The 24,093-nt window shown below is 61.2% G+C and carries 22 protein-coding genes; 14 read left to right on the top strand and 8 right to left on the bottom strand.

Annotated elements, in window-relative coordinates:
- Positions 1-14 precede the first annotated feature (14 nt).
- Positions 15-1,571 carry a diguanylate cyclase gene (locus CQ009_RS23840; protein WP_105708890.1) on the bottom strand — a complete coding sequence of 519 codons (1,557 nt, stop codon included), beginning with the start codon at positions 1,569-1,571 and terminating at the stop codon, positions 15-17.
- Between the two features lie 352 nt (positions 1,572-1,923).
- Here CQ009_RS23840 and CQ009_RS23845 point away from each other — a divergent pair, with 352 nt between their 5' ends.
- The 4 genes from CQ009_RS23845 to phnE are packed head-to-tail and all read left to right on the top strand — an operon-like array spanning position 1,924 to position 5,166.
- A complete protein-coding gene (locus CQ009_RS23845; protein ID WP_064388582.1) occupies positions 1,924-2,787 on the top strand; it encodes a putative selenate ABC transporter substrate-binding protein in 864 nt (287 codons plus the stop codon).
- Positions 2,784-3,581, top strand: coding sequence for a phosphonate ABC transporter ATP-binding protein (locus tag CQ009_RS23850; RefSeq protein ID WP_105708891.1), 798 nt, complete (start codon positions 2,784-2,786; stop codon positions 3,579-3,581). The genes CQ009_RS23845 and CQ009_RS23850 overlap by 4 nt, the downstream gene beginning before the upstream one ends.
- Positions 3,575-4,402 (top strand): ABC transporter permease, encoded by an 828-nt coding sequence (locus CQ009_RS23855; RefSeq protein ID WP_105708892.1) that lies wholly within the window; start codon positions 3,575-3,577, stop codon positions 4,400-4,402. The genes CQ009_RS23850 and CQ009_RS23855 overlap by 7 nt, the downstream gene beginning before the upstream one ends.
- Entirely contained in the window at positions 4,399-5,166 is a 768-nt protein-coding gene (phnE, locus tag CQ009_RS23860; RefSeq protein ID WP_105708893.1) for a phosphonate ABC transporter, permease protein PhnE, read from the top strand. The genes CQ009_RS23855 and phnE overlap by 4 nt, the downstream gene beginning before the upstream one ends.
- Positions 5,167-5,243: 77 nt before the next feature.
- Here phnE and CQ009_RS23865 read toward each other — a convergent pair whose 3' ends face one another.
- Positions 5,244-7,232, bottom strand: a complete 1,989-nt coding sequence (locus CQ009_RS23865; protein ID WP_105708894.1) for a U32 family peptidase — start codon at positions 7,230-7,232, stop codon at positions 5,244-5,246.
- Between the two features lie 178 nt (positions 7,233-7,410).
- On the opposite strand from CQ009_RS23865, the gene CQ009_RS23870 reads away from it, so the two are divergent.
- From CQ009_RS23870 to CQ009_RS23880, 3 genes are all read left to right on the top strand, one after another.
- On the top strand, positions 7,411-8,274 hold the full coding sequence (locus tag CQ009_RS23870; RefSeq protein WP_064387677.1) for a LysR family transcriptional regulator: 864 nt from the start codon (positions 7,411-7,413) through the stop codon (positions 8,272-8,274).
- 112 nt (positions 8,275-8,386) lie between these two features.
- The gene (locus CQ009_RS23875; RefSeq protein WP_064387678.1) at positions 8,387-9,532 is read left to right on the top strand and encodes an SRPBCC family protein; all 1,146 of its coding nucleotides are present in this window, start codon (positions 8,387-8,389) and stop codon (positions 9,530-9,532) included.
- On the top strand, positions 9,529-10,605 hold the full coding sequence (locus CQ009_RS23880; protein ID WP_105708895.1) for an SMP-30/gluconolactonase/LRE family protein: 1,077 nt from the start codon (positions 9,529-9,531) through the stop codon (positions 10,603-10,605). Before CQ009_RS23875 ends, CQ009_RS23880 begins: the two co-directional genes overlap by 4 nt.
- Before the next feature lie 133 nt (positions 10,606-10,738).
- On the opposite strand, the gene CQ009_RS30105 is transcribed toward CQ009_RS23880, so the two are convergent.
- Positions 10,739-10,903: a hypothetical protein gene (locus CQ009_RS30105; RefSeq protein WP_172680115.1), complete on the bottom strand. Its 165-nt coding sequence runs from the start codon at positions 10,901-10,903 to the stop codon at positions 10,739-10,741.
- A 109-nt stretch (positions 10,904-11,012) separates the two neighbouring features.
- On the bottom strand, positions 11,013-11,255 hold the full coding sequence (locus CQ009_RS23885) for a DUF465 domain-containing protein (protein ID WP_064387680.1): 243 nt from the start codon (positions 11,253-11,255) through the stop codon (positions 11,013-11,015).
- Positions 11,256-11,459: 204 nt separating this feature from the next.
- On the opposite strand from CQ009_RS23885, the gene CQ009_RS23890 reads away from it, so the two are divergent.
- On the top strand, positions 11,460-11,981 hold the full coding sequence (locus tag CQ009_RS23890) for a DUF4142 domain-containing protein (RefSeq protein WP_064387681.1): 522 nt from the start codon (positions 11,460-11,462) through the stop codon (positions 11,979-11,981).
- Positions 11,982-12,274: 293 nt separating this feature from the next.
- Here CQ009_RS23890 and CQ009_RS23895 read toward each other — a convergent pair whose 3' ends face one another.
- Complete coding sequence (locus CQ009_RS23895; RefSeq protein ID WP_064387682.1) at positions 12,275-12,538, bottom strand: hypothetical protein; 264 nt, start codon at positions 12,536-12,538, stop codon at positions 12,275-12,277.
- Between the two features lie 248 nt (positions 12,539-12,786).
- On the opposite strand from CQ009_RS23895, the gene CQ009_RS23900 reads away from it, so the two are divergent.
- The 6 genes from CQ009_RS23900 to CQ009_RS23925 are packed head-to-tail and all read left to right on the top strand — an operon-like array spanning position 12,787 to position 18,212.
- Positions 12,787-13,638, top strand: coding sequence for an STAS domain-containing protein (locus tag CQ009_RS23900; protein ID WP_105708896.1), 852 nt, complete (start codon positions 12,787-12,789; stop codon positions 13,636-13,638).
- Positions 13,639-13,640: 2 nt separating this feature from the next.
- Positions 13,641-14,003: an STAS domain-containing protein gene (locus CQ009_RS23905; RefSeq protein WP_007912539.1), complete on the top strand. Its 363-nt coding sequence runs from the start codon at positions 13,641-13,643 to the stop codon at positions 14,001-14,003.
- Complete coding sequence (locus tag CQ009_RS23910; protein WP_007912537.1) at positions 14,000-14,404, top strand: anti-sigma regulatory factor; 405 nt, start codon at positions 14,000-14,002, stop codon at positions 14,402-14,404. The genes CQ009_RS23905 and CQ009_RS23910 overlap by 4 nt, the downstream gene beginning before the upstream one ends.
- A complete protein-coding gene (locus CQ009_RS23915; RefSeq protein WP_105708943.1) occupies positions 14,401-15,411 on the top strand; it encodes an ATP-binding protein in 1,011 nt (336 codons plus the stop codon). The genes CQ009_RS23910 and CQ009_RS23915 overlap by 4 nt, the downstream gene beginning before the upstream one ends.
- Positions 15,404-16,279 carry a sensor histidine kinase KdpD gene (locus CQ009_RS23920; RefSeq protein ID WP_064387684.1) on the top strand — a complete coding sequence of 292 codons (876 nt, stop codon included), beginning with the start codon at positions 15,404-15,406 and terminating at the stop codon, positions 16,277-16,279. Before CQ009_RS23915 ends, CQ009_RS23920 begins: the two co-directional genes overlap by 8 nt.
- Positions 16,269-18,212 (top strand): response regulator, encoded by a 1,944-nt coding sequence (locus CQ009_RS23925; protein WP_105708897.1) that lies wholly within the window; start codon positions 16,269-16,271, stop codon positions 18,210-18,212. The genes CQ009_RS23920 and CQ009_RS23925 overlap by 11 nt, the downstream gene beginning before the upstream one ends.
- 212 nt (positions 18,213-18,424) lie before the next feature.
- On the opposite strand, the gene CQ009_RS23930 is transcribed toward CQ009_RS23925, so the two are convergent.
- The 3 genes from CQ009_RS23930 to CQ009_RS23940 form a co-directional block, all read right to left on the bottom strand.
- Positions 18,425-21,058, bottom strand: a complete 2,634-nt coding sequence (locus CQ009_RS23930) for an excinuclease ABC subunit UvrA (RefSeq protein ID WP_105708898.1) — start codon at positions 21,056-21,058, stop codon at positions 18,425-18,427.
- A gap of 31 nt (positions 21,059-21,089) precedes the next feature.
- A complete protein-coding gene (locus CQ009_RS23935; protein ID WP_105708899.1) occupies positions 21,090-23,201 on the bottom strand; it encodes a PAS domain-containing sensor histidine kinase in 2,112 nt (703 codons plus the stop codon).
- A 134-nt stretch (positions 23,202-23,335) separates the two neighbouring features.
- A complete protein-coding gene (locus CQ009_RS23940) occupies positions 23,336-24,025 on the bottom strand; it encodes a GntR family transcriptional regulator (RefSeq protein ID WP_105708900.1) in 690 nt (229 codons plus the stop codon).
- Between the last annotated feature and the right edge of the window lie 68 nt (positions 24,026-24,093).

The following is a 24,093-nucleotide window of genomic DNA, read 5'->3' on the forward strand; positions in this document are numbered from 1 at the left end:
AGCCATTCGGCCATTCATACCACCCTGTTGCGCCCGCTCTGTTTGGCGGCATAGAGCCGCTCGTCCGCGAGTTTCAAGACGCTTGCCGCTGTCGCAGCGTCCGCATCGCGACACGCCACACCGATGGACATCGTCAACCTTCCCACCTGCGGCACCTCGGTTTCCTCGAGGTGCGCGCGGATTCTCTGTGCGATCATTCGCGCGGTCTCCAGAGAGGCGTCAGGAAGAATCAGCGCGAACTCTTCGCCACCGCAACGGCACGCAAGATCGCCCGAACGCGAGTTCTGTTTGAGGATGTCGGCAACGCTTTTCAAGGCAACGTCGCCAGCGTCATGTCCAAAGGTATCGTTGACGCGTTTGAAATGATCTATGTCCAGCGCCAGCACCGCATACCCCTGCCCGGTCTGATCCAGCAGCTCCAAAGAGGCAGCCATGGCGCGCCGATTGGCCAGGCCTGTGAGGGGATCACTTTGTGCTTCATGGCTAAGCTGACCGAGTTTCTGTTGCAGCAACTGCACACCCGCCAGCATCGCCTGGCGGATCGCGGCAGCGTCGCGATACCAGGCATGCACCCGATCCAACCGCTGCGTGGTGTCAGGTGCTGCCAACTGGTCGGCGACCGCCGACAGCTGCCGAAGTGGCCGAGCGATCAGCGTCGCTCCAACGAGGATCAGCGCAAGGCCGAACAGACCCGCTGGAATCATCCCGACGACCATGTCGCGCATCAGTTGTCCCAGCGGGGCAAGGCTGCGCTCGCGAGGTCGCTGCACCACCACCGCCCAATTGGCTGCTGGCACCCGGGCATACCCGGCGAGCATCGGCACACCTTTGTAGTTGTCACCTTGCAGGGTCCCGCTCTCACCGCGCAAAGCTGCATCTACCGTAAGGCTCCAGCCCAGGACTTCGCCGATCCGCTTCGGGTCCGGGTGATACAACAGCCGCCGGTTGCCATCGGCCACGAAAGCGAACGTGCCATCGTGATGAAAGTGGCGACTGATAATGGTGTGAAACGCGCTTTGCTCAAGCAAATAGACAGAGCCGCCGACGATCCCGAGAAATGTGCCTGAGGGGCTGAATACCGGTTGCGAAACGAACACCACCAGATTGCCTGCCGAGGAAACATACACCTCACTGACCAGAGGCCGGCGCTCCTTGAGGGCTTGTTGGATACCCTGCGATTGCAGCGTGGCGCCGACAATCTGAAGGCTTTGCGGATACGCCTGAAGGACTTGACCGCTGGCATCCAGGATCGCCACCGAGTTGAAGTCGGTATCCTGTGCCTGCAAGCGCATGGCTTCCCTGCGCAACACCTCTGGTTTCTCCCAATGTTCGGCCAGCACGGTCGCGCTGTAACTCAAACGATTGTGCGCCGCCCCCAGAAACTCGGCGATGCTGGACGCGACCTTCGCCGCGTAGGCACCGTTAGCCTCCTGCGTCGAGAGAATCAGCGCCTCGCGCTGCACGCGATAGGCGACGTAAAGGCTGTTGCACAGGGTCGCCACGACCGATAACAGCACAAACAGCAGTATCAGTCCGCGCAGATCGATCGGCATCGGCCGGGAACGCTTCATCCCGTCACCCGTAGCGCGGATTTCCACTTCTGGACAATTAATGATGTGAGTAACGCTTGATCCATGAACGAAACTTCTGGTGGTGGGCGGGACGCAGTGAGCAGTTGCTGCCACGTTGCGAGTGTCATGGAGAATAGGCAGAGACCTTGCCTTTGTCACAGCACGGAATACCGTGGTAACAGTTTCTTTGAGCTCGTCAAAAGCTGCCCCCCCATAATCGCGCCGCCCTCTTCTAGATGGCGCTGGCCTTTGCGCGCATGAGTCCGTATAACCCTCGCCGATTCGTCTACCCTGAGTTTGCGCCTCACCTCGTAATTTCAGCTCTACCGACGCCCCTGAAACGGAGATTCCCATGCTCAAACAAACCCTGGCACTGACCGCCGGCCTGGCCCTGTCCTTTTCCGCGCTGGTGGCACAAGCCGCCGACGTACTGCGCGTCAGCGCAATTCCCGATGAAGCCCCGACCGAACTGTTGCGCAAATTCGAACCGCTGGGCGCGTATCTGGAACAGCAACTGGGCATGAAAGTGCAGTTCGTGCCGGTGGCCGACTACCCGGCAGTGGTTGAAGCCCTCGCGACCGACCGTCTCGACATGGCCTGGCTGGGCGGTTTCACCTTTGTGCAGGCGCGTCTGAAGACCGATGCAACGACTCCGGTGATCCCTCTGGTGCAGCGTGAACAGGATGCGCAATTCACCAGCAAATTCATCACTGCCGACCCGAACGTACATAGCCTCGCTGACCTCAAAGGCAAGACCTTCGCGTTCGGCTCGGTATCGTCAACCTCCGGCAGCCTGATGCCGCGTTACTTCATGCTGAAAAACGACAACATCAAGCCTGAAGCGTATTTCAGCCGTGTCGCCTACTCCGGCGCGCATGATGCCACCGTGGCCTGGGTGCAGGCCGGCAAGGTGGATGCAGGTGTGCTGAACGCCAGTGTCTGGCAGAAGCTGGTGGATGCCGGCAAGGTCGACACCAACAAGGTCAAGGTCTTCGCCACGACGCCGACTTACTTCGATTACAACTGGACCGTGCGCGGCACCCTTGATCCGGCAGTGGCGGCGAAAATCAAGAAAGCCTTCCTGGATCTGGACCCGGCCAACCCTGAACAGAAGAAGATTCTTGATCTGCAGGCCGCCAGCCGTTTCATCGACACCAAGCCTGAGAACTACAAGGGCATCGAGGAAGCCGCCCGCGCCGCCGAACTGCTGAAATGACCCTGAGCCTCAAACAGGGCAGCCTGCGCCACACCAATGGCGTCGACGCATTGCGCGGCGTCGACCTGCAGATTGGCGCGGGCGAACAGGTCGCCATCATCGGCCCGTCCGGCGCCGGCAAATCGAGTTTGCTAAACCTGCTGGCCACCGCGCTGCGGCCCAGCAGCGGTGAGATCGAAGTGCTTGGCGAACGCGCCTGGCACTTGTCCGCCCGCCAGCGCCAACGCCTGCGCGCGCGCATCGGCCTGGTGCATCAGGCGCCGCCGCTACCGCCGCGCCAACGCGTGGTAACCGCTGTGCTGGCTGGCAAACTCGGGCAATGGAGCCTGGGCAAAAGCCTGCTCAACCTGTTGCATCCACTGGACGTGGGCGGTGCTCGCGCCGTTTTGGCACGGCTCGATCTGGGCGACAAACTGTTCGCTCATTGCCAGCAACTGTCCGGCGGCCAATTGCAGCGCGTCGGCATCGCCCGGGTGTTGTACCAGGCACCGCAAATTCTGCTTGCCGATGAACCGGTGTCAGCGATGGACCCGGTGATGGCCGGGCACACCCTGTCGATCCTGTCGCGGCATGCCCGCGAGCACAACGTCACGTTGGTGGCGAGCCTGCATGCAGTTGACCTGGCGCTGTCGCACTTTGCGCGGGTGATCGGTTTGCGCGACGGCCAGATCCTGTTCGACAGCCCTTCCGGGCAAGTCAGTGAGGAAATGCTCGACGCCTTGTACGCCAACGAAAAACTGCAATCGCCGGCCGCTGCAGTCGCACCGCTGACTGTGCAGATTCCACGATGCTGAGCGCCGATTCGCGCGATCCCGCGGCATGGCCACGACTGCTGCTGAGCGTCCTGGCGATTGCGTTGCTGTGGCCGGGTATCCAGCTCAGCGAACTGGATCTGGGCGTGCTGCTGCAAGATGACAGCCGCAGCGAAATGGGTCGTTTCGTTTCGGCCTTCTGGCCGCCCGCGCACGATCAAGCGTTCTTGCAGCTGTTGCTCAAAGCCACGTTGCAAACCCTCGCCATCGCCACCGCCGGCATGGCCCTGGCGCTGCTGCTGGCGGTGCCGGCCGGGTTGCTGGCGAGTCGTGCGCTGTCGTTGTCCGCCGCCTCGCGCGGTGGCGTGCCGAGCGCCATGGGCCGGTTGTTACGCTGGCCGATTCGCGCCTTGCTGATCTTTCTGCGTAGCGTGCCGGAGATCGTCTGGGCACTGTTGTTTGTCCGCGCGGTCGGTCTGGGGCCAGCGGCGGGCGTGCTGGCCATCGCCATCACCTACAGCGGCATGCTCGGCAAGGTCTACGCGGAGATTTTCGAATCCACCGATCAGCGCCCGGCCCACGCCTTGCTACAATCGGGCAGCGGCCGGCTGGCGAGTTTTGCCTATGGCGTCATGCCCAATGTCGCGGCGGAACTGCTCTCGTACACGGTCTATCGCTGGGAATGCGCGATCCGCGCGTCAGTGGTGATGGGTTTTGTCGGTGCCGGCGGGCTCGGTCAGCAGATCGATCTGTCGATCCGCATGTTTGCCGGCGGAGAAGTCGCCAGCATGCTGCTGACCTTCCTGATACTGGTGCTGGCCGCCGACCAATTCAGCCGTTTGTTGCGCTGGAGGCTGGCATGAACCGCCTGATCAATCTGCTGCTGATCACCGCTATCGTCGCGGCGGTCTTTGCCTCGTTCAGCTATCTGGGCCTGGATCTCGCTGAGCTCGGCAGCGCCAGCAGCCTGAAGCAGATGGGCGCTTACGTGCAGCGCTTTCTCAGTCCGGACTTGAGCACCGCTTACCTGCGAGCCATTGTTCACGGCTCGATGGAAACCCTCGCCATGTCGGCCCTCGGCACCCTGCTCGCGGCGATGCTGGGAATCATCCTCGCCCTGCCCGCCGCCGGGCGTTTCGGCTGGCCGCTACAAAGTGTTTCGCGGCTGTTGCTCAACGGTTTGCGGGCGATTCCGGAACTGGTCTGGGCGGCACTGATGGTGCTCGCTGCCGGGCTTGGGCCGAACGCCGGCACCCTCGCCCTCGCCCTGCACACCACGGGCGTGCTCGGCCGCCTGTTTGCCGAAGCCCTGGAAAACACCCCGCCGCAACCTGCCGAAGCGATCCGCTTGCAAGGCGGCAATCCGCTTCTGGCGTTCTGTTACGGCACCTTGCCGAACCTTACGCCACAACTGCTCGCCTACATTCTTTATCGCTGGGAAAACAACATCCGCATGGCCAGCGTACTGGGTTTTGTCGGTGCAGGCGGACTGGGCCAGATGCTCTATGTGAGCCTCAGCCTGTTTCAGGAGGCGCAAGCCAGCACGGTAATCCTGGCAATGCTGTTGCTGGTGTTGGCAGTGGATTCGTTGAGCGCCTGGAGCCGGCAGCGCTGGGTCAAGGCGTAAACAGCACGCCTCGGGCAGTCCTGCGGCCCGCTGCACGTCGGCAGGCGCGATGCCGCAGCAACGCGCCTGCCAGTCGCTTAGTGCGGTGCGCGCGGGATGGTTTTCATCAGGTCTTCAGGGCTGATGTGGCCGACCACGCTGCCCGGTTGCGGCAGATTGAGAATGTGGCCCTTCATTTTGCCGATGATGTGCATCTCACACGGTTTGCAGTCGAATTTCAGTGTCAGTACTTCATCGCCGTGGATCAACTGCATCGGCGCGACCTTGGTGCGCACGCCGGTCACGCCCTTGGCCTGTTTCGGGCACAGGTTGAAGGAGAAACGCAGGCAGTGCTTGGTGATCATCACCGGCACTTCACCCGCCTCTTCGTGAGCTTCGTACGCCGCGTCGATCAGCTTCACGCCGTGACGGTGGTAGAAGTCGCGCGCTTTCTGGTTATAGACGTTGGCGAGGAAGGTCAGGTGCGAATCCGGGTACACCGGTGGCGGGCTGGTTTCAGCTTTGCGGTGGCCACGCGGGTGCGCAGCGACACGGGCGGCGGTGAGGTTCTCGATCACTTCACGGCGCAGGGCTTTGAGCTGCGAGTTGGGGATGAAGAACGCCTCTGGCGCATCCAGCTTGATGTCGGTGGCGTGGTACTGCGTGGTGCCGAGCTGGCCGAGCAGATCGCGCAACTGTTCCAGCGCCTGCTCAGGCTTGTTGGCCACACCGAACGGACCGTTGAGGGTGACGCTGGCACTGATGCCTTCCTCGCTGGTGGCGGTCACTTCCAGCTGTTGTTCACGCAGACGCGCAACCCAGCTGAGGGCCACGCGACGCTCCGAAGAAGTCTTTTGCAGCGCCTGTTGCCAGTTGTGGTCGAGGTTGCGGTTCAACGGGTGATTCGGCCGCAGCTTGTACAGGCCTTCGGGCATTTCGTTCGGCTCGACGCGGTAGCGGTAACGCTTCTCGCCGTCTTCCTCGAACTCGCCTTTGGCTTCGGCGATGTTGGCGCGGAAACCGACCACTTCGCGCTTGACCAATACGTTCAGGCCATCACCGTTGGACAGCGGCTCGTGGGTCACCACTTGCATGTCACGCTTGGCGACTTTCTCGACGATGCCGACCGGCAGACCGGTGAAGGTCGGCGAGTCGAAAGCGCCGATGTCGATCTTGCGATCAGTGACGAAATAGTCGGTGCTGCCACGGTGGAAGGTTTTTTCCGGGTCAGGCAGGAAGAAGTGCGCGGTGCGGCCGCTGGAGGCGCGGGCCAGATCCGGGCGATCTTCGAGCACGTCGTCGAGGCGCTGACGGTAATAGGCGGTGATGTTCTTCACATAGCCCATGTCCTTGTAGCGACCTTCGATCTTGAACGAACGCACACCGGCTTCGACCAGCGCGCGGATGTTGGCGCTCTGGTTGTTGTCTTTCATCGACAGCAGGTGTTTTTCGTAGGCGATCACGCCACCCTTTTCATCTTTTAGGGTGTACGGCAAACGGCAGGCTTGCGAGCAGTCGCCACGGTTGGCGCTGCGCCCGGTCTGCGCGTGGGAAATATTGCACTGCCCGGAGAAGGCCACGCACAATGCGCCATGGATGAAGAACTCGACGGCAGCATCGGTTTCATCGGCAATCGCACGGATTTCCTGCAGGTTCAGCTCACGGGCCAACACCAGTTGCGAGAAACCGGCCTGATCGAGGAATTTCGCTCGCTCAAGGGTGCGGATGTCAGTCTGGGTCGAGGCGTGTAGCTCGATCGGCGGAATGTCCAGCTCCATCACACCCAGATCCTGCACGATCAGCGCATCGACACCGGCGTCGTACAACTGATGGATCAGCTTGCGCGCCGGCTCCAGTTCGTTGTCGTGCAGGATGGTGTTGATGGTGGTGAAAATGCGCGCGTGGTAACGGCGGGCGAACTCTACCAGTTCGGCGATTTCACCGACTTCGTTGCAGGCGTTGTGGCGCGCGCCGAAGCTCGGGCCGCCGATGTACACGGCGTCGGCGCCGTGGAGAATCGCCTCACGGGCGATGGCGACATCGCGGGCAGGGCTGAGCAATTCCAGATGATGCTTGGGCAAGGACATAGTTTTTTTAGTCAGGCTGTCACGGTTAGGCGCGCATTCTACCCCTGAAACGCGTACCGGGCACGCCTCGGCTGCCCGATGGCCGGGGCGGCGCAACAAAGGCCTGTGCATGCTATCGACGATGACGCGCCGCCGAGGCTGCACTTACAATGCGCGAACCTTTTGCATTGGCCCGCCCATGGACATCGACCTCGCTCGCACCTTCCTCGAAATCGTCCGCCACGGCAGTCTCGCCGCCGCCGCGCAGAAGCTCTTCGTCACGCAAACGGCGATCACCGCCCGGGTGCAGAAACTCGAAAGCCAGTTGGGCAGCACCTTGTTCGTGCGCAATCGCGCCGGGGCGAAACTGACGCCCAATGGCGAGGCTTTCGTGGTCTACGCCAATCAACTGGTGCAGACCTGGGAAGCGGCGCGCCGGGATCTGCCGTTGCCTGAGGGTTATCACAACGTGCTGCACATCGGTGGCGAAGTCAGCCTGTGCAATCCGCTGATGCTCAGTTGGGCCGCCGAACTGCGCGAAAAAATCCCCGGGCATGCCCTGCGCATGGAAATCCGCGACGGCGAAAACCTCCTGCGCCAGCTCGAACTCGGCGTACTCGACGCGGCGCTGGTCTATCAGCCGGAATACTGGCCGGGACTGCAGGTGGAGCAAGTGCTGGAGGAAAAACTGATTCTGGTACGTGCGCCCGAGCGCCCGGATCCCTACGTCTACATCGATTGGGGCCCGGATTTCCGCCGTCAGCACGACGCCGCCCTGCCAGAAAAAGCCAAAGCCGCGTTGAGTTTCAACCTCGGCCCGCTGGCGCTGCAATACATTCTCGAACACGGTGGCAGCGGCTATTTCCGCACCCGCGTCGTGCGTACCTATCTGGAGAGCGGCGCACTCGAAGCGGTGACCAAAGCCCCGGAATTCAGCTATCCGACTTACCTGGTGTATTCGCGCGATCGTGACTCGGCGATCCTGCAACAGGCCTTTGACCTGCTGCGCGACGTGATCAAGGCCGATGACGACTGGTCGCAGCGCTGGAACCCGTTGAGCTGAACCGGCCGCTTTACACCGGATCATGGCGCATGTGACCTCAAGGTCCGGCCTGCACAAACGGCCGGATCGGCTAATCTGCCGGGTATAACAACGATACCGACAGGTGAGCGCAGTGAGGCAGACCACCGAGGCATTTCGCAGCCGCTACCGTGCGGCCATTCACCCGCTCTACAACCCGTGGCTGCACGGCGCTTTCGTGCTGCTGTTCGGGGTATTGGCCATTGGCGCTTTCTGGAGCCGCGTGCAACAGGTCAGTGGGCTGGAATGGCTGACGGTGCCGCTGACGCTGTTGTTCTTCAACTTCGGCGTGTACACGGTGCACCGCCATCTCGGCCACCACAAAAAGGCTTTTGCCAAACTGTTCTACGCCCGCCACGCTGGCGACCATCACAGTTTTTTCACCCCCGGGCACATGACTTACGACAGCGCTCGCGACTGGCGGGTGATTCTGTTTCCGGCATGGCTGATCGTCGTTCATACATTGCTGATCACCCTGCCGTTATGGTGGTTGTTCGCGCAATTCAACGCCAACGTCGCCGGGCTGTTTGGCGGTTGCATGGTCCTGGGTTATCTGACCTATGAAGTGTTTCATGCCTGCGAGCATCTGCCGCCGGACAACCCGGTGACGCGCCTGCCGTGGATCCGCCAGATGCGCCGCCTGCACGAACTGCATCATCGCCGCGAGCGCATGCAGGAGCGCAATTTCAATATCGTCCTGCCGTTGATGGACTACCTGTTCGGCACCCTGTACTGGGAACCGGAACCCGCCCCTTTGAGCTATTCGAGAATGCCCATGACCCGCATGCAGCACCAGATCGATATCACCGGTGAACCGATTGCCGTGCTCGCCTATGCCGCCAGTGTCGGGCGCTGGCCGGAGTGGCACCCGTCGTCGCTGAAGATCGACGGCCCACACGGCCCGCTGCATGCCGGCGCGCGCTTTGAAGAGGACATTCATGCCGGCGGCCGTGAAGGCCACTTGAGCTGGGAAGTGACTGAGTACCTGCCCGGACGACGCTGGTGCGCGCGGGCGCAGGGCGATCATGGCTTGTCGTTGCTGCTGACCTATGAATGCGGCGCCGAGGGTAACGGCACGCGATTTGTGCGCACACTGGATTATCGCTTCGACGGCTTGGGCATGCGCATCGCCAATCACTTGCTGCTCAAGCGCCGCATCGAGCGCGAATCTGCCGCGTCGATGCTGGCGCTGCGTGACATGGCCGCGCAATACCTGTCATCGGCGAGGGCCAGCGCGTGAAGCTGCGACATCTGCTATTGCTGCTGGTGCTCATCGTCATCGGTTTTTTATTGTTGATGCCGAGCAGAGTCGAACCCGTGGCCTGGACGCCGCCGCCAGCGCCATCGCTCAAAGAAGGCATTTACGCCGAGAACCAGAAACTCAAAGCCGCAGCTCAGGTCGGGCCGAGCGACATCGAGGGGCCGGAAGCCTTGCTGCTGGAAAGTGACTTCTTGATCACCGGACTGCACGACGGCCGACTGCTGCGCACCAGCCTCGACGGCCAGCAACGCAAAGTACTCGCCGACACCGGTGGCCGTCCGCTCGGTTTGGCCCGACATCCGAACGGCTTGCTGGTGATCGCCGACGGGGTCAAAGGCTTGCTGTCCCTTGATGCGCAAGGTCAGTTGATTCCTTTGACCACGGCGGCCAATGGTCTGGCGTTCGGCTTCACCGATGACGTCGCCATCGACAAGTCCGGGCATTACGCCTATTTCAGCGACGCTTCCAGTCGTTGGGGCTATGGCCATGACGGCGAAGCGATCATCGAGCACGGCGGCGACGGACGCCTGCTGCGCTATGACTTTCAGACAGGTAAAACCAGCGTGTTGCTGGATAAGCTGGAATTCGCCAACGGCGTGACCCTCGGTCCGGATGACGCCTATGTACTGATCAATGAAACCGGCGCCTATCGCATCAGCCGTTACTGGCTGACCGGGCCGAAAGCCGGCACTCACGACCTGTTCATCGACAATCTGCCGGGGCTGCCGGACAACCTCGCGTTCAATGGCAGCAACCGCTTTTGGGTGGCGTTGTATGCGCCGCGCAATGCCTTGCTCGATGGCACCGCCGGGCACCCCTTCGTACGCAAGATGATTGTGCGGGCGTTGACAGTTTTGCCTAAGCCGGTGGAGAAGCGCGGGTTTGTCCTGGGGCTGGATCTGGAGGGCAAGGTGATCGCCAATCTGCAGGATGCCAGCAACGGCAATTATTCGCCGATTACCACGGTGCGCGAGTATGGGTCGTGGTTGTATTTTGGCTCGTTGAAGGCCACGCATATGGCGCGGATGCCGTTGGATACGGCGCTGAAGTGAATCTGCTGGATTTGTATCGAGCGGATTGACGCCATCGCTGGCAAGCCAGCTCCCACAGGGTTCTCTGCTGACCACAGCATTTGTGGTCAACACAATTCACTGTGGGAGCTGGCTTGCCAGCGATGACGGTCTGTCAGTTACTCGATTTGTCGAACTTTTCCGGATCTTCGTCTTCAGGCAAATCCTCATCCGGCTCTTCGGGGTTAGCGGTGGTATGCGCCGGGCTGTTCGGTTCGGGATGGGTAGGAACCGGGTCGAATGCGCCCTGCTCTTCACTGGGGAATTTCGGATCGTTCATAAGGCACCTCGCAAAGAGTCGGGGATTGAAGACTCTGTACATTCGAGGTGCCGGTCGTGGCTGTCGTTCCCGTCAATCCGCAACCGCAGGTCGGCGGATCAATGGAGAGTCAGGACGGGGCCTGTAAATGGCTGACGATTTCGTCTTTCACCTTAAGGCGCTTCTCTTTGAGTTTTTTTAATGCATCGTCGGTGGGAGCATCCGAGGTGGCCGTTTCGGCCTTGACCACGTCGGCGTCGGCTTGGGAATACTTGTTGATCAGTGAATCCAGTCGTGGATCCTGGGTGCGTTTTTGCTGGATCTCTTCCTTCGTGCAACTCAAGTCCTGAAACAGGTCATGGGGAACCGGCATGGAACACCTCCGTCAGTTGATCGGCAGCCAGCGCGACCGATGCGCTGGCCCGTTATCAGAATGGCCTTGGTTGAGCCGTTCTGTCGACCACCTGTCAGACCAGCGGTGGCCGTTCGTCGCCCTGTCGCAAATGCGATAAAACCTTTGTCTGCAGCGTTGCCTCCATTGGATAACACCGACAACAACCTGCGTGGAGATACACCAATGGACGGATTCAACCTGCGTCATCTCGTTTTGGCTGTCGCCCTGAGCAGTGGCATGGGCAGTGCTTTCGCCGCCACGGACAATGACTTCGTCGATAACGCCGCAGCCGGTGGCATCGCCGAAATCGAAACCAGCCGTCTGGCCCTGGAAAAAAGCCAATCGGCAGACATCAAGGCGTTCGCCAACATGATGATCACCGATCACGGCAAAGCCAACGATGAACTGGCGACCATTGCCAAGGCCAATGACATCGAAGTCCCGGACACCACGACTCTGGTCAAACAGGCCAAGGAAAAAATCCTCGACCTGCGCGATGAATCCTTCGACGCCGCTTACGCCAATAATCAGGTTAAGGCGCATGAAGAGACCATCGAGCTGTTCAAGAAACAAGCCAATACCGTGACCGATGACAAGGTCAAAGGCGCTACGGAATTGAAGGCCTTTGCCCAGAAAATGCTGCCGGGGCTGGAAAAACACCTCGCCGCCGCCAAGGAATTGCAGGCCAAGCATCCGAGCAAGTAAACAGCCTTACCCTCACCCCAGCCCTCTCCCAAAAGGAGAGGGAGCCTACCGTGTTGGATGGTCGAGCTACGCCGACTTGAAAGTATTGAGTTGAACTCAGGTATGAACAGCCGCCGACCTGAAATCTCGAGTTGAACTCAGCTTTTGAAAAGCACCAAGATCGGCTCCCTTTCCCCCTCGCCCCCTTGGGGGAGAGGGTTGGGGTGAGGGGGATCGATCTCAGCCACACCACCAGACTCAAGCGAAAAAAAGGCCGCATCCATAAGATGCGGCCTTGTCATATCCGCCGAACATCAACCCCCATCGGTATCAATATCGGCATCCGTCTCCTCCCCCGGCTTAGCCCGATCCGGCTGCGGTTCGAAGCCCGGACTGAACTCATTGTCGTTGTCCGTGTGCTGGTTTTTCTGATCCACCGCCGGGTCGGCACTCTGCGCCTGCTCTTTTTCGCCCTGATGCTGCGTCGGCGCCGGCTGCCCCGGTACCTGCGGGTCGATAGCCGGATCATTGCGATTGATTGGTTCGCCAGATTGGCTCTGCTTCGTTTGCTCGTTCATGGCCACCTCGTTGGTCAAACACCCCCGACACACATCCGCCGGGTGTTAAAGATTCGAAGCCTGACCCGCGCCATCGTTCAAAACATCGCCGCTTGCGGCCACGCCGACTAGAGTTACCGGGACGTTACTTGCGCCAGATCAAAAATATACGTGCAGGAACGAACAACTATTTCGAGCGGCAAATGTCGATCACTTCGCGGCGATCATTTTCACGATCGCCCCCCAATTCGCGACGGAGCAACAGGCACATGGCAGCACTGCAGAACAGCACACTCGATGCGATGAAAAACAAACAAGCACAACTGCTGGGCGAATGGATCAACGGCCTGCAAGCCAGCGGCGCCACGCGTAACCTGAAAGAGCACGATCTGCAGCAACAGACCACGGAATTCCTGCAACTGGTGGTCAGTGGCATCGAGAACGACAACGGCACCAACATCGCCGCACCCGGTTGGGAGACCACCCGCCAGTTTCTCGAAAAGCTCTCCCACAGCCGCGCCCTGCTCGGCCAGGATTCGCAGCAGACCGCCAGTTTCATCTTCGCCCTCAAAGGCCCGTTGTTTAACTTGCTGCAGAGCCACTACAAAGACCAGCCTGCGCTGCTCGCCGAACAGCTCTGGGAAATCTCCGAGCTGCTCGACGCCTTCGGCCTGCACACCATCCGCACCTTCCAGAAATCCCGCGAGGCGGTGATCAAGCGTCAACAGGAAGAACTGCTGGAACTGTCGACCCCGGTGGTCAAGCTGTGGGACGGCGTGCTCGCCCTGCCGATGATCGGCACCCTCGATTCGCAGCGCACGCAAGTGGTGATGGAATCGCTGCTGCAACGCATCGTCGACACCGGTTCGGAAATCGCCATCATCGACATCACCGGCGTGCCGACCGTCGATACCCTGGTCGCCCAACACCTGCTGAAAACCGTGACCGCGATCCGCCTGATGGGCGCCGACTGCATCATCAGCGGTGTGCGTCCGCAAATCGCGCAAACCATCGTCCACCTCGGTCTCGACCTGCAAGGCGTGGTGACCAAGGCCAATCTGGCCGACGCATTGAAACTGGCCCTGACTCGTCTGGGTGTCAGCCTCGTCAAGACGGTATAAGCATGGAACGTATCCCGATTCTCCAGATGGGCAAGTTCCTGCTGGTGACCATTCAGGTCGATATGCATGACCAACTCGCCCTCACCCTGCAGGACGACTTGTCCGAGCGCATCAGCAAGACCTCGGCGCGGGGCGTGCTGATCGACATCTCGGCGCTGGACATGGTCGACTCGTTCATTGGCCGGATGATCAGCACGATTTCCGGGCTGTCGAAAATCATGGACGCCGAAACCATGCTGGTCGGCATGCAGCCGGCGGTGGCGATCACCTTGGTCGAACTCGGTCTGACCCTGCCCGGGGTCAGCACGGCATTGAACGTCGAGCGCGGGATGAAACTGCTGCAGGAACGAGTAGACCGGCAATGACCGTACGCAGCAGCGGTACTCAACCCATCCACATCGAGCAGGATGTCGTGCTCGCGCGCCAGACCGCACGCAAACTGGCCACCGAATGCGGCATGCGCCTGATCGACCTGACGAAAATGGTCACAGCGGTCAGCGAACTGGCGCGTAACACCATGGTTTACGGTGGTGGCGGCGACATGGACTGGCAGATTCTCGATGAAGATCACAAGGTCGGTCTGCGCTTGACCTTCCGCGACGAAGGCCCGGGCATTGCCGACATCAAGTTGGCGATGACCGACGGCTGGACCTCCGGCAGCGGCATGGGCCTGGGCCTGACCGGGGCGAAACGGCTGGTCGAAGAATTCGAACTGGAAACCGAGCCCGGCAAAGGCACACGCATAACGATCACCCGATGGACATGAATATCGTGGGGACGTTGACCCAGGTTCTGCCAATCGAAGACAGCAGTCAGATCGGTTATGCCCGGCGCACCGCGCAGCAACTCGCTGAACAGCATGGCTTTGACGAGCGCGATGCCGGGCGTGTCGCGTTGGTTGCCACTGAACTGGCGAGCAATGTGCTCAAACATGCCACTCACGGCGCACTGCATCTTCGAGTATTACCTCGGCCCACGGGTTTCGGCATCGAGATGCTCGCGGTGGATCGCGCTCAAGGCTTTGATCTGGAGGCCTGCATGGCCGACGGATTCTCTACGGGCGGCACTCAGGGGATCGGCCTCGGCGCGGTATCGCGGCAGACCGAGGTGTTCGATGTCTATGCCGACGCGCGTGGCGCGGTATTGCTGGCACGACTTTACCCACGCAACGACCGCGAACCGGATATCCGCTACGGCGTCAGTCAGCATTCGTTGCACGACGATCCGGCGTGCGGGGATGTCTGGCACCTGGCGTATGAAGGCGCCAGCATCAGCGCGCTGGTGATCGACGGCCTCGGCCATGGCGAGGAAGCCGAACGCGCTGGCCGCGCCGGCGCCAAAACCTTCGCCCTGACACCATTCGCCGAGCCGGTGATGCTGATGGAAGACCTGCACCGCGACATGATCGGCACGCGTGGCGGCGCCGTCGCGTTTACCCAGTTTGACGGCAGGCGCGACAGCCTGACCTTCGCTGGCGTGGGCAACATCGGCGCCAGCCTGATCAACGCCGACAAGTCCCGCGGCCTCGCTTCGCACCCGGGCATTGTCGGTGTGCAATACCGGAAAGCCCGGCCCTTTGACTATGCTCACGTGAACGGACATCTATTGATCATGTACAGCGACGGCTTGCAGTCCCGTTGGAACCTTCAAGACTACCCCGGCCTGGTGCACCGCCATCCCGCCGTGATAGCCAGCGTCCTGCACCGCGACTTCTGTCGCGGGCGCGACGATGTAACGGTGCTGGTCGTTGCCCTGGAGGCCGCCCATGGCTGAGTCGCCGATTCTGAGCAGTGCCGAGCAGGCCACGCTGATTGCCCAGTTGCAGAGCGAAACCGCTGCGCTGCGCGAAGAACTCGATGAAACCAATCAGGGCGTGCTGGCGCTGTACGCCGAACTCGATGTACAGGCGGAGGAACTGCGCCAGGCTTCGGATCTGAAAAGCCGTTTCCTGTCGTACATGAGCCACGAATTCCGCACGCCACTGGGTTCGATCCTGAGCATCAACAGCCTGCTCGCCGACGAACTCGACGGCCCGCTCAGTCCCGAGCAACACAAACAGGTAGCGTTCGTCAGCACGGCGGCGCGCGAACTCAGCGACATGGTCGATGACCTGCTTGATCTGGCGAAGATCGAGGCCGGGCGCATCACCATTTCCCCGGCCTGGTTCGACATGTTCGACCTGTTCTCGGCCCTGCGCGGGATGTTCCGACCGATCGTCGACGCCTCGGCGGTCGATCTGATCTTCGAAGAGCCGGTCGGTTTGCCACGGCTGTACACCGATGACAAGAAACTCGCGCAGATCCTGCGCAACTTCATTTCCAACTCGCTGAAGTTCACCACCCGTGGCGAAGTGCGGGTTTCCGCGCGGCTCGAAGGGGCGGACAAGGTGCGCTTTGCCGTCAGTGACACCGGAATAGGTATCGCTGCCGAGTTGCATGGCGCATTGTTCGAAGACTTTTCCCAGGTCGACTCGCCGTTGCAGAAACGTCTTCGCGGCACCGGGCTGGGCCTGTCGCTGTGTAAACGCTTCGCCGCCCTGCTCGGCGGTGAAGTCGGGATGGACAGTGCGCCGGGGGTCGGCTCGACCTTTTTCGTGATCATCCCGTTGGCGATCGCTCTGGAGAACGTCGATGAAACGTGACATCCGCCTGTTGATCGTCGACGACAACGTCGCCACCCGCTACGCCTTGCGCCGGCGACTGGAGCGTCACGGCTATGAGGTGCTGGAGGCCGGCACCGGCAGCGAGGGGCTGGCGCTGATTGAAAGCGAAACGCTCGACGCGTTGATCCTCGACGTCAATCTGCCGGACATGAGCGGTTTCGACATCGTGCGGATTCTGCGCGCGGACAGCCGCACGGCGCTGCTGCCAGTGATCCATGTGTCCGCTGCGTCGATCCAGACCGGCGACATCATCACCGGCCTCGACGCCGGCGCCGATGCCTACCTGATTCACCCGGTCGATCCCGACGTGCTGCTGGCCACCCTGCGCACGTTGCTGCGGGTACGCGACACGGAAAATGCCCTGCGCGAAAGCGAGGCGCGCTTCCGCGAGATTTTCGTCAATGTGTCCGCGCCGATCGCGGTGCTCGATGCCAGCCTCAAAGTGCATGAGTGCAACCATGCCTTCGCGCAACTGATTCTCGACAATCAGGACCCGCAAATCCTGCGTGAATGCTTCGCCGAGGAGCAGAGCGCCATCCTCAATGAACTGCGCTTGCGCCTGGTCGATGGCGAGCGCTGGAAAGGCACGCTGAACATGCGCGTGCAGGGTGAGATTCGCGAAACCGAGTGGCAGATTTCACCGTACCGCACGCCGGAACTGAGCCTGGTGTTCGTCGAAGACGTCACCGAACACCGCCATCGCGAACGCTCGCATCTGGCCCGCCTTGACGACACCACCACGCAACTGGTCAAGGAAACCGCCGAACGCGTGCGGGCCGAGGCGCAATTGCTGCAAGTGCAGAAAATGGATGCGCTGGGCAAGCTCACCGGCGGCATCGCCCATGACTTCAACAACCTGCTGACCGGGATCATCACCAGCCTGGAACTGATCCAGAAACGTGTCGCCGACGAGCGTCTGGACAAAGTGCAGTTTTATTCCGAAGCGGCGCTGAATTCGGCAATGAGCGCGGCGTCGCTCACCCATCGTCTGCTGGCCTTTGCCCGCCAGCAGCCTTTGGACACGCGGCCGGTGGACATCAACGAGCACGTACGTTCGCTGGAAGAACTGCTGATGCGCACCATCGGCGAACGCATCACCCTCAAGCTCGAGCTGACCAACAAACCGGCGATCGCCCTGGTCGACCCGGTGCAGCTGGAAAGCGCGGTATTGAATCTGGTGATCAACGCCCGCGATGCGCTGCCGACAGGCGGCAATGTCTGGGTCAGCACCTACGCCGCCTATTCCCATGGCGACCCGAATCTGGCCGACGGCGCTTACGTGGCACTGTCGGTGCGTGACGACGGTACCGGGATCGAACACAACGTCATCGACAAGGTCTTCGATCCGTTTTTCACCACCAAACCGTTGGGCCAGGGCACTGGGCTGGGGTTGTCGACGATCTATGGGTTTGCCCGTCAATCGGGTGGCGATGCGCATATCCGCAGCGTGGCGCGACGCGGTACCGAAGTGACGATCATGTTGCCGGCCACCACCGATCCGACTGGGGCTGACATCCCCCCACCCGTAATCGATCCGCAAGGCAGCGGTGAGCATGTACTGATTGTCGAAGACATGCCGTCGGTGCGCATGTTTGTCACCGAAGTGCTGGAGGACGCGGGTTATCGCTGCACCCAGGCGGCGGATATCGAAACGGCGCTGGAGCGCTTGCAGAACGATGAATCAATCAACCTGCTGCTGACCGATGTCGGCCTGCCGCGCATGAGCGGGCGCGAGTTGGCGGATGTTGCGCGGGGCTGGCGTGATGGGCTGCCGATTCTGTTCATGACCGGGTATGCGGAAACGGCGATCAATCGCCAGGTGTTTCTGGGCAGTGGCATGGATATGCTGGTCAAGCCGTTTCAGATCAGCGAGCTGCTCGACAAGGTCCGCCGCACGCTCGATGGTGCCTGAGCCAATGCTTTCGTGAGCAAGCTCCCACAGATATTTCTGTAGATTACAGATCCAATGTGGGAGCGAGCCTGCTCGCGAAGGCGTTAGCTCAGTGACTTCATCTGTGACTGACACTCCGCTTTCGCGAGCAGGCTCGCTCCCACAGGGGGCTTGTGTGTTCTGTTATCCAGTTCACACCACAAAAACCTGTGGGGCCAGCCGGAACACCGCAATTACCGGCTCAAGGCCCGCGCCAAAAACGGGGCCGTCCTGCTCTTCTTGCTCGCCGCAACCTTCTGTGGCGTGCCCGCCACGACAATCCTGCCGCCCTGATCCCCCGCCCCCGGCCCGATGTCGATCACCCAGTCACTCTGCGCCACCACGCGCATTTCGTGCTCGACCACGATCACCGTATGCCCCGCCGTCACCAACGTATCCAGCTGTTCCAATAGCCGATCAACATCGCGCGGATGCAGCCCGGTGGTCGGTTCATCCAGCACATACAAGGTTGCGCCGCGCTGGTTGCGCTGTAACTCGGTGGCCAGTTTGATCCGCTGCGCTTCACCGCCGGAAAGCTCTGTGGCCGGCTGACCCAGACGCAGATAACCCAGGCCGATGTCACGCAGCACTTCCAGTGAACGGCGAATCCCCGGTTGCTCGGCAAACACCGCCACCGCTTCATCGACGGTCAATTGCAGCACCTGCGCAATGCTCAAGCCATCCCACAGGATCGCCAGTGTTTGTGGGTTGTAGCGCGCGCCGTGACAGGTCGGGCATGGCGCATACACGCTCGGCATGAACAACAACTCCACACTGACAAATCCTTCCCCCTCGCACGTGGCGCAACGGCCCTTGGCGACGTTGAAGGAAAACTGCCCGGCGTCATAGCCCGCCTCACGTGCTTCAGGGGTCGCGGCGAACAGCTTGCGCACGTTGTCGAACAGCCCGGTGTAGGTCGCCAGATTGGAACGTGGCGTGCGGCCGATGGGCTTCTGGTCAACCTGCACCAGTCGCTTGATCGACTCCAGCCCAGACGTAACCTGACCGCTGCTGAGCTGCGGTGCGTCGTCTTCGAGGCTGAGTTCTTCCGGTTCGCTTTCCACTGTTGGACGCCCCAACTGCGCGCCGACCAGTTCCAGCAAGGCCTGACTGACCAGGCTCGACTTGCCGGAACCGGAGACGCCGGTCACCGAGGTGAAGCAGCCCAACGGGAATTCTGCGCTGAGGTTGTTCAGGTTGTTACGGGTGATGCCGTCTAGTTTCAGCCACGCCGTCGGTTTGCGCGCCGTTCTTGTCTGGCGTTGCGATTCGGCAAACAGATACGCGCGAGTCTGCGATTGTTCGATCGCGGCCAGTCCTGCAGGTGGGCCGCTGTACAGCACCTGCCCGCCCTTTTCCCCCGCCGCCGGGCCGACATCGATCAGCCAGTCAGCGCGGCGCATGGTTTCCAGGTCATGCTCGACCACAAACAGCGTGTTGCCGTCAGCTTTCAAGCGTTGCAAGGCCTCGAACAGCGCCTCACCATCGGCCGGGTGCAAACCGGCGGAAGGTTCGTCGAGCACGTAAATCACCCCAAACAATTGCGAGCCCAACTGCGTCGCCAAGCGCAAGCGCTGCAACTCACCCGACGATAGCGTTGGTGTGCTGCGCTCCAGCGCCAGATAACCGAGGCCCAGATCGGTCAGGGTGCTGACCCGTTCCAGTAAATCCTCGGCAATGCGTTGCGCCGCCAAGCGTTTTTCCAGCGACAGGTTTGGCGTGTGTCGCACATCCGGCGCACTGCCATGCCCGCTGGCACCATGGGCCACGCGCTGCTGGCGGGCTTCGCGGGTTTGCGCGTGGCTCAAGGTCTCGCCGGTTTCCTCGGCGTGCTCCAGATAACTTTGCGCTGCCACGGGTTTCAAAACCTCGGCCACTTGCAACAACGGCATCTGCGACAACTCGCCAATGTCGTACCCGGCAAACGTCACTGACAACGCTTCGCGCTTCAGGCGCTTGCCATCGCACAACGGGCAAGGGCTGCCGAGCATGAATTGCGAGACGCGCTTCTTCATCAGCGCACTTTGCGAATGGCTGAACGTGTGCAGGATGTAGCGGCGGGCGCCGGTGAAGGTGCCCTGATAACTCGGTTCCATTTTGCGTTTGAGGGCGACGCGGGTTTCTTCCGGGGTCAGTCCGGCGTATACCGGCACGGTCGGGGTTTCTTCGGTGAAGAGAATCCACTCGCGCTGCTTTTTCGGCAGTTTCTTCCACGGGATATCGACGTCGATGCCCATGGTCACAAGGATGTCGCGCAGGTTCTGGCCCTGCCACGCCAACGGCCAGGACGCCACGGCGCGCTGGCGAATGGTCAGGTTCGGATCGGGCACCATCAGCGCCTCGGTGACCTCATAGACACGGCCGAGGCCATGGCACTCCGGGCAGGCGCCTTGCGGGGTGTTCGGCGAAAAATCCTCGGCGTATAGCATCGGCTGCCCCGGCGGATAACTGCCGGCGCGCGAATAGAGCATGCGGATCAGGCTCGACAACGTGGTAACGCTGCCTACCGACGAGCGCGTGCTCGGCGTGCCGCGTTGCTGTTGCAGGGCCACGGCCGGCGGCAGGCCTTCAATCGAATCGACGTCCGGCACGCCGACCTGATCGATCAGCCGCCGCGCATACGGCGCCACCGATTCGAAGTAGCGGCGCTGGGCTTCGGCATACAAGGTGGAAAACGCCAGTGACGACTTGCCCGAACCGGACACCCCGGTGAACACCACCAGCGCATCGCGGGGGATGTCGACGTCGACGTTCTTCAGGTTGTGTTCACGGGCGCCACGTACCCGGACCATGCCGGCGGGCGCTTTGGAGGTACGTTTGGAAGTCATCGACCTGCCTTGGTGAAGGAATGTTCAACGCTCAGCTACCGAGCACCACGCGAATCATCTGCAACATGGCCTCCGGGCTATACGGTTTGCCGAGCAAATGCGTGTCGGGACTGAGCTGGTGATTGCGCGAGATGATGTCGCGGGTGTGCCCGGAGGTGAACAGCACCGCCACCGGCGGCGTCTGCACCTTGGCCCAGGCGAACAGGTCGGAGCTTTTGATCAGCCCCGGCATGACCACGTCGGTGAAGATCAGGTCGACCGCGACACCTTCGAGGAGCATTTGCATGGCCGCATCGCCGTGGCCGGCGGTCAACACGCGGTAACCCTCCTCACCCAACAACTCGACCGCCGAGGCGCGCACCGCGTCGTTGTCTTCGACCACCAGAATCGTCTCGTGGCCGCCACTCTGCTGCCTTTGCAGATTGGGTGACTCATCAAGGATCGGTCGCAAGCTACGCGGAAAATACAATTGCACCCGCGTGCCCTCGCCAACGGTACTGACGATCTCGACGTGGCCACCGCTCTGTTTGACGAAACCGAACACCATACTCAGGCCCAGCCCGGTGCCCTGGCCGTCGGCCTTGGTGGTGAAAAACGGTTCGAACACTTGCTCGAGAATGCCTGGCGCAATGCCGGCGCCGGTGTCACTGACGGCAACGCGGACAAACTCGCCGGGGACGATGCCTTTACCGGCGCAGAACTCGCGATCGAGGCGCACGTTGGCGGCGCTGAGTGCAATGGTGCCCTCGCCCTTCATCGCATCGCGAGCGTTGATCGCCAGATTGAGAATGGCGTTTTCCAACTGGTTGCGGTCGACATTGATATGCCACGGTTGCTGCGGCAGTTGCACATCGATCTGAATGGTTTCGCCCAGCGCTCGCTGCAGTAATTCGCCGACACCTTCGAAGATCTGCCGTGGATTGCACACTGCCGGCGACAACGGCTGGCGCCGGGCAAACGCGAGCAATTGCGAGGACAGCTTGGCGCCGCGCTCGACCGCCGCCAGCGAGGCACTGACGCGGCGCTGCACGTTGGCATTGTCCGGTTCGTGGCGGGCGAGCAAATGCAGATTGCCGGCGATCACTTGCAGCAAGTTGTTGAAGTCGTGAGCAACGCCACCGGTGAGACCGCCAATGGCTTCGAGCTTCTGCGACTGGCGCAATTGCTCTTCGGCCGCCAGTCGCGCCTCGACTTCTTCGCCGACGCGCTGTTCAAGGTTGCGGGTGAATTTGAGCAGGGATTCTTCGGCGATCTTGCGTTCATGAATGTCGATCAACACGCCTGGGAAGCGCAGTGGCTCGCCCTGCTCGTCGAACTCGCAACCACCGCTGGCCAGCACCCACAGATAACTGCCATCGCTGCGCAATACCCGATATTCGGCGTTATACGGCTCACCGGTCTGCACGCAATGGGCGACCCGCTCCTGCACCCAGGCGTGGTCATCGGGATGAATGCGCGACTCGGCAATGTCCTGCGCCAGATTGCTCAAGTCCTGATCCGGCGGATAGGAGAACGTACGGGTGAAACGTTCATCGGCTGACAGCGTGTTGTTTCTCACGTCCCAGACGAAAGAGCCAAGCAAGGCCCCGGCATTCAACGCCAGACGTACCCGCTCGTTGTCGGCGCGGTAGGCGTTTTCCGCCTCCTGGCGCAGGCGCTCCGAGATCACGAACTCAGTGGTTTCCACCACCATCGCCATCACCCCGGCCGGCTCGCCTTCGTCATTGGCCACAGGGCTGTAATAAAGGTCGAGCCAGACATCCTCCGGAACGCCGTCACGCAACAGCACCAAGACTTTATTGCGAAACGACAAGGTGCCGCCGGCCAGACAGGTATCGACCACATGCCGATTGAAATCGGCGACTTCCGGCCAGCCCAACTCGACCGGCGCGCCAAGCAGATACGGATGGCGGCCCCCGGCGAATTTCGAATAGGCATCGTTGTAGATCATGTAGCCGGCACGGCCCCAGAGCATGACCATCGGCAGCGGCGACGCCAGCATCAATTGCACGGCGCTGCACAGACTGGCTGGCCAACTGTTCAGCGGGCCAAGTTCGGTGTGGCCCCAGTCGAACGCACTGATGCGCCCGGCCATTTCGCCTTTCCAGCCGTCACAACCATGGCTATCGGATAAAAACTGCATCGACTGACTCAGTGTCCTTAGGTGGTTGCCCGATAAATCGCGACGCCATAACGACGCGACGCCCGTCTGTTTCGAGCGTCTTGCGTCGTATTGGTTTCATAAGAGGTATAGCCGATTTCATTCCCGCTCGGCGCCTAGACCCCGATCAGGTGCTTGAGCGGATGGTAGCCAGTTTTCATCTTCGCGGCGACGTCGAGAATGGCCTTCTCGATACCGTTCAAATGCATGCAGGTCAATTCGATCGCGGCGCTCTGATTGCCGGCCTCGATGTACTCGAGCAAACGCAGGTGTTCGTCATCGCGACAGGCTTCGTGGCTGTCATCGTCCAGCGCGGCAGCGTAGAGCGAAGCGCGGGAGATCAGCTTCTGGAACCAGTCGAGCAGCACCGGATTGTTCAGGCTGCGCGCCAGTTTGATGTGGAACTCGCCGAGCAGGTGAATCAAGCGTTCATGATCGCCCGCCGCGTGGGCTTGATCTTCCAGCAGCAGGTGTTCGCGCAAATCCTGCATCGCTGCCGTGTCCTTGCGGCGACACAGCTCGGTGACGATGCCGATCTCGATAAGGCGGCGGGTTTCGAACAGCGAACGGATCTCTTCATTGCTTGGCAACGAGACCGATGCCCCTTTGTTTGGCTCGGTGGTGACCAGTCCATCGGCCTCCAATTGCTTCAATGCTGCACGCACCGACGTGCGGCTGACATTAAATAATTCGGCCAGCGAGGCCTCGCCCAGCTTCATCCCCGGGCGCAACGAACGCTTGCTGATCGCCTCGTAAACCCCTTGGTAGACGCGGTCGACCGTGGTTTCCAGTTTCTTCTCGGTCATTCGAACACTCCTTTGACGTCGGGCAACCAACCCCTGGCGATGCCCGGCCATGGAAAAAGGGGGTTGCA

This window comes from Pseudomonas sp. MYb2 (assembly GCF_002979955.1).
Lineage (GTDB): Bacteria > Pseudomonadota > Gammaproteobacteria > Pseudomonadales > Pseudomonadaceae > Aquipseudomonas.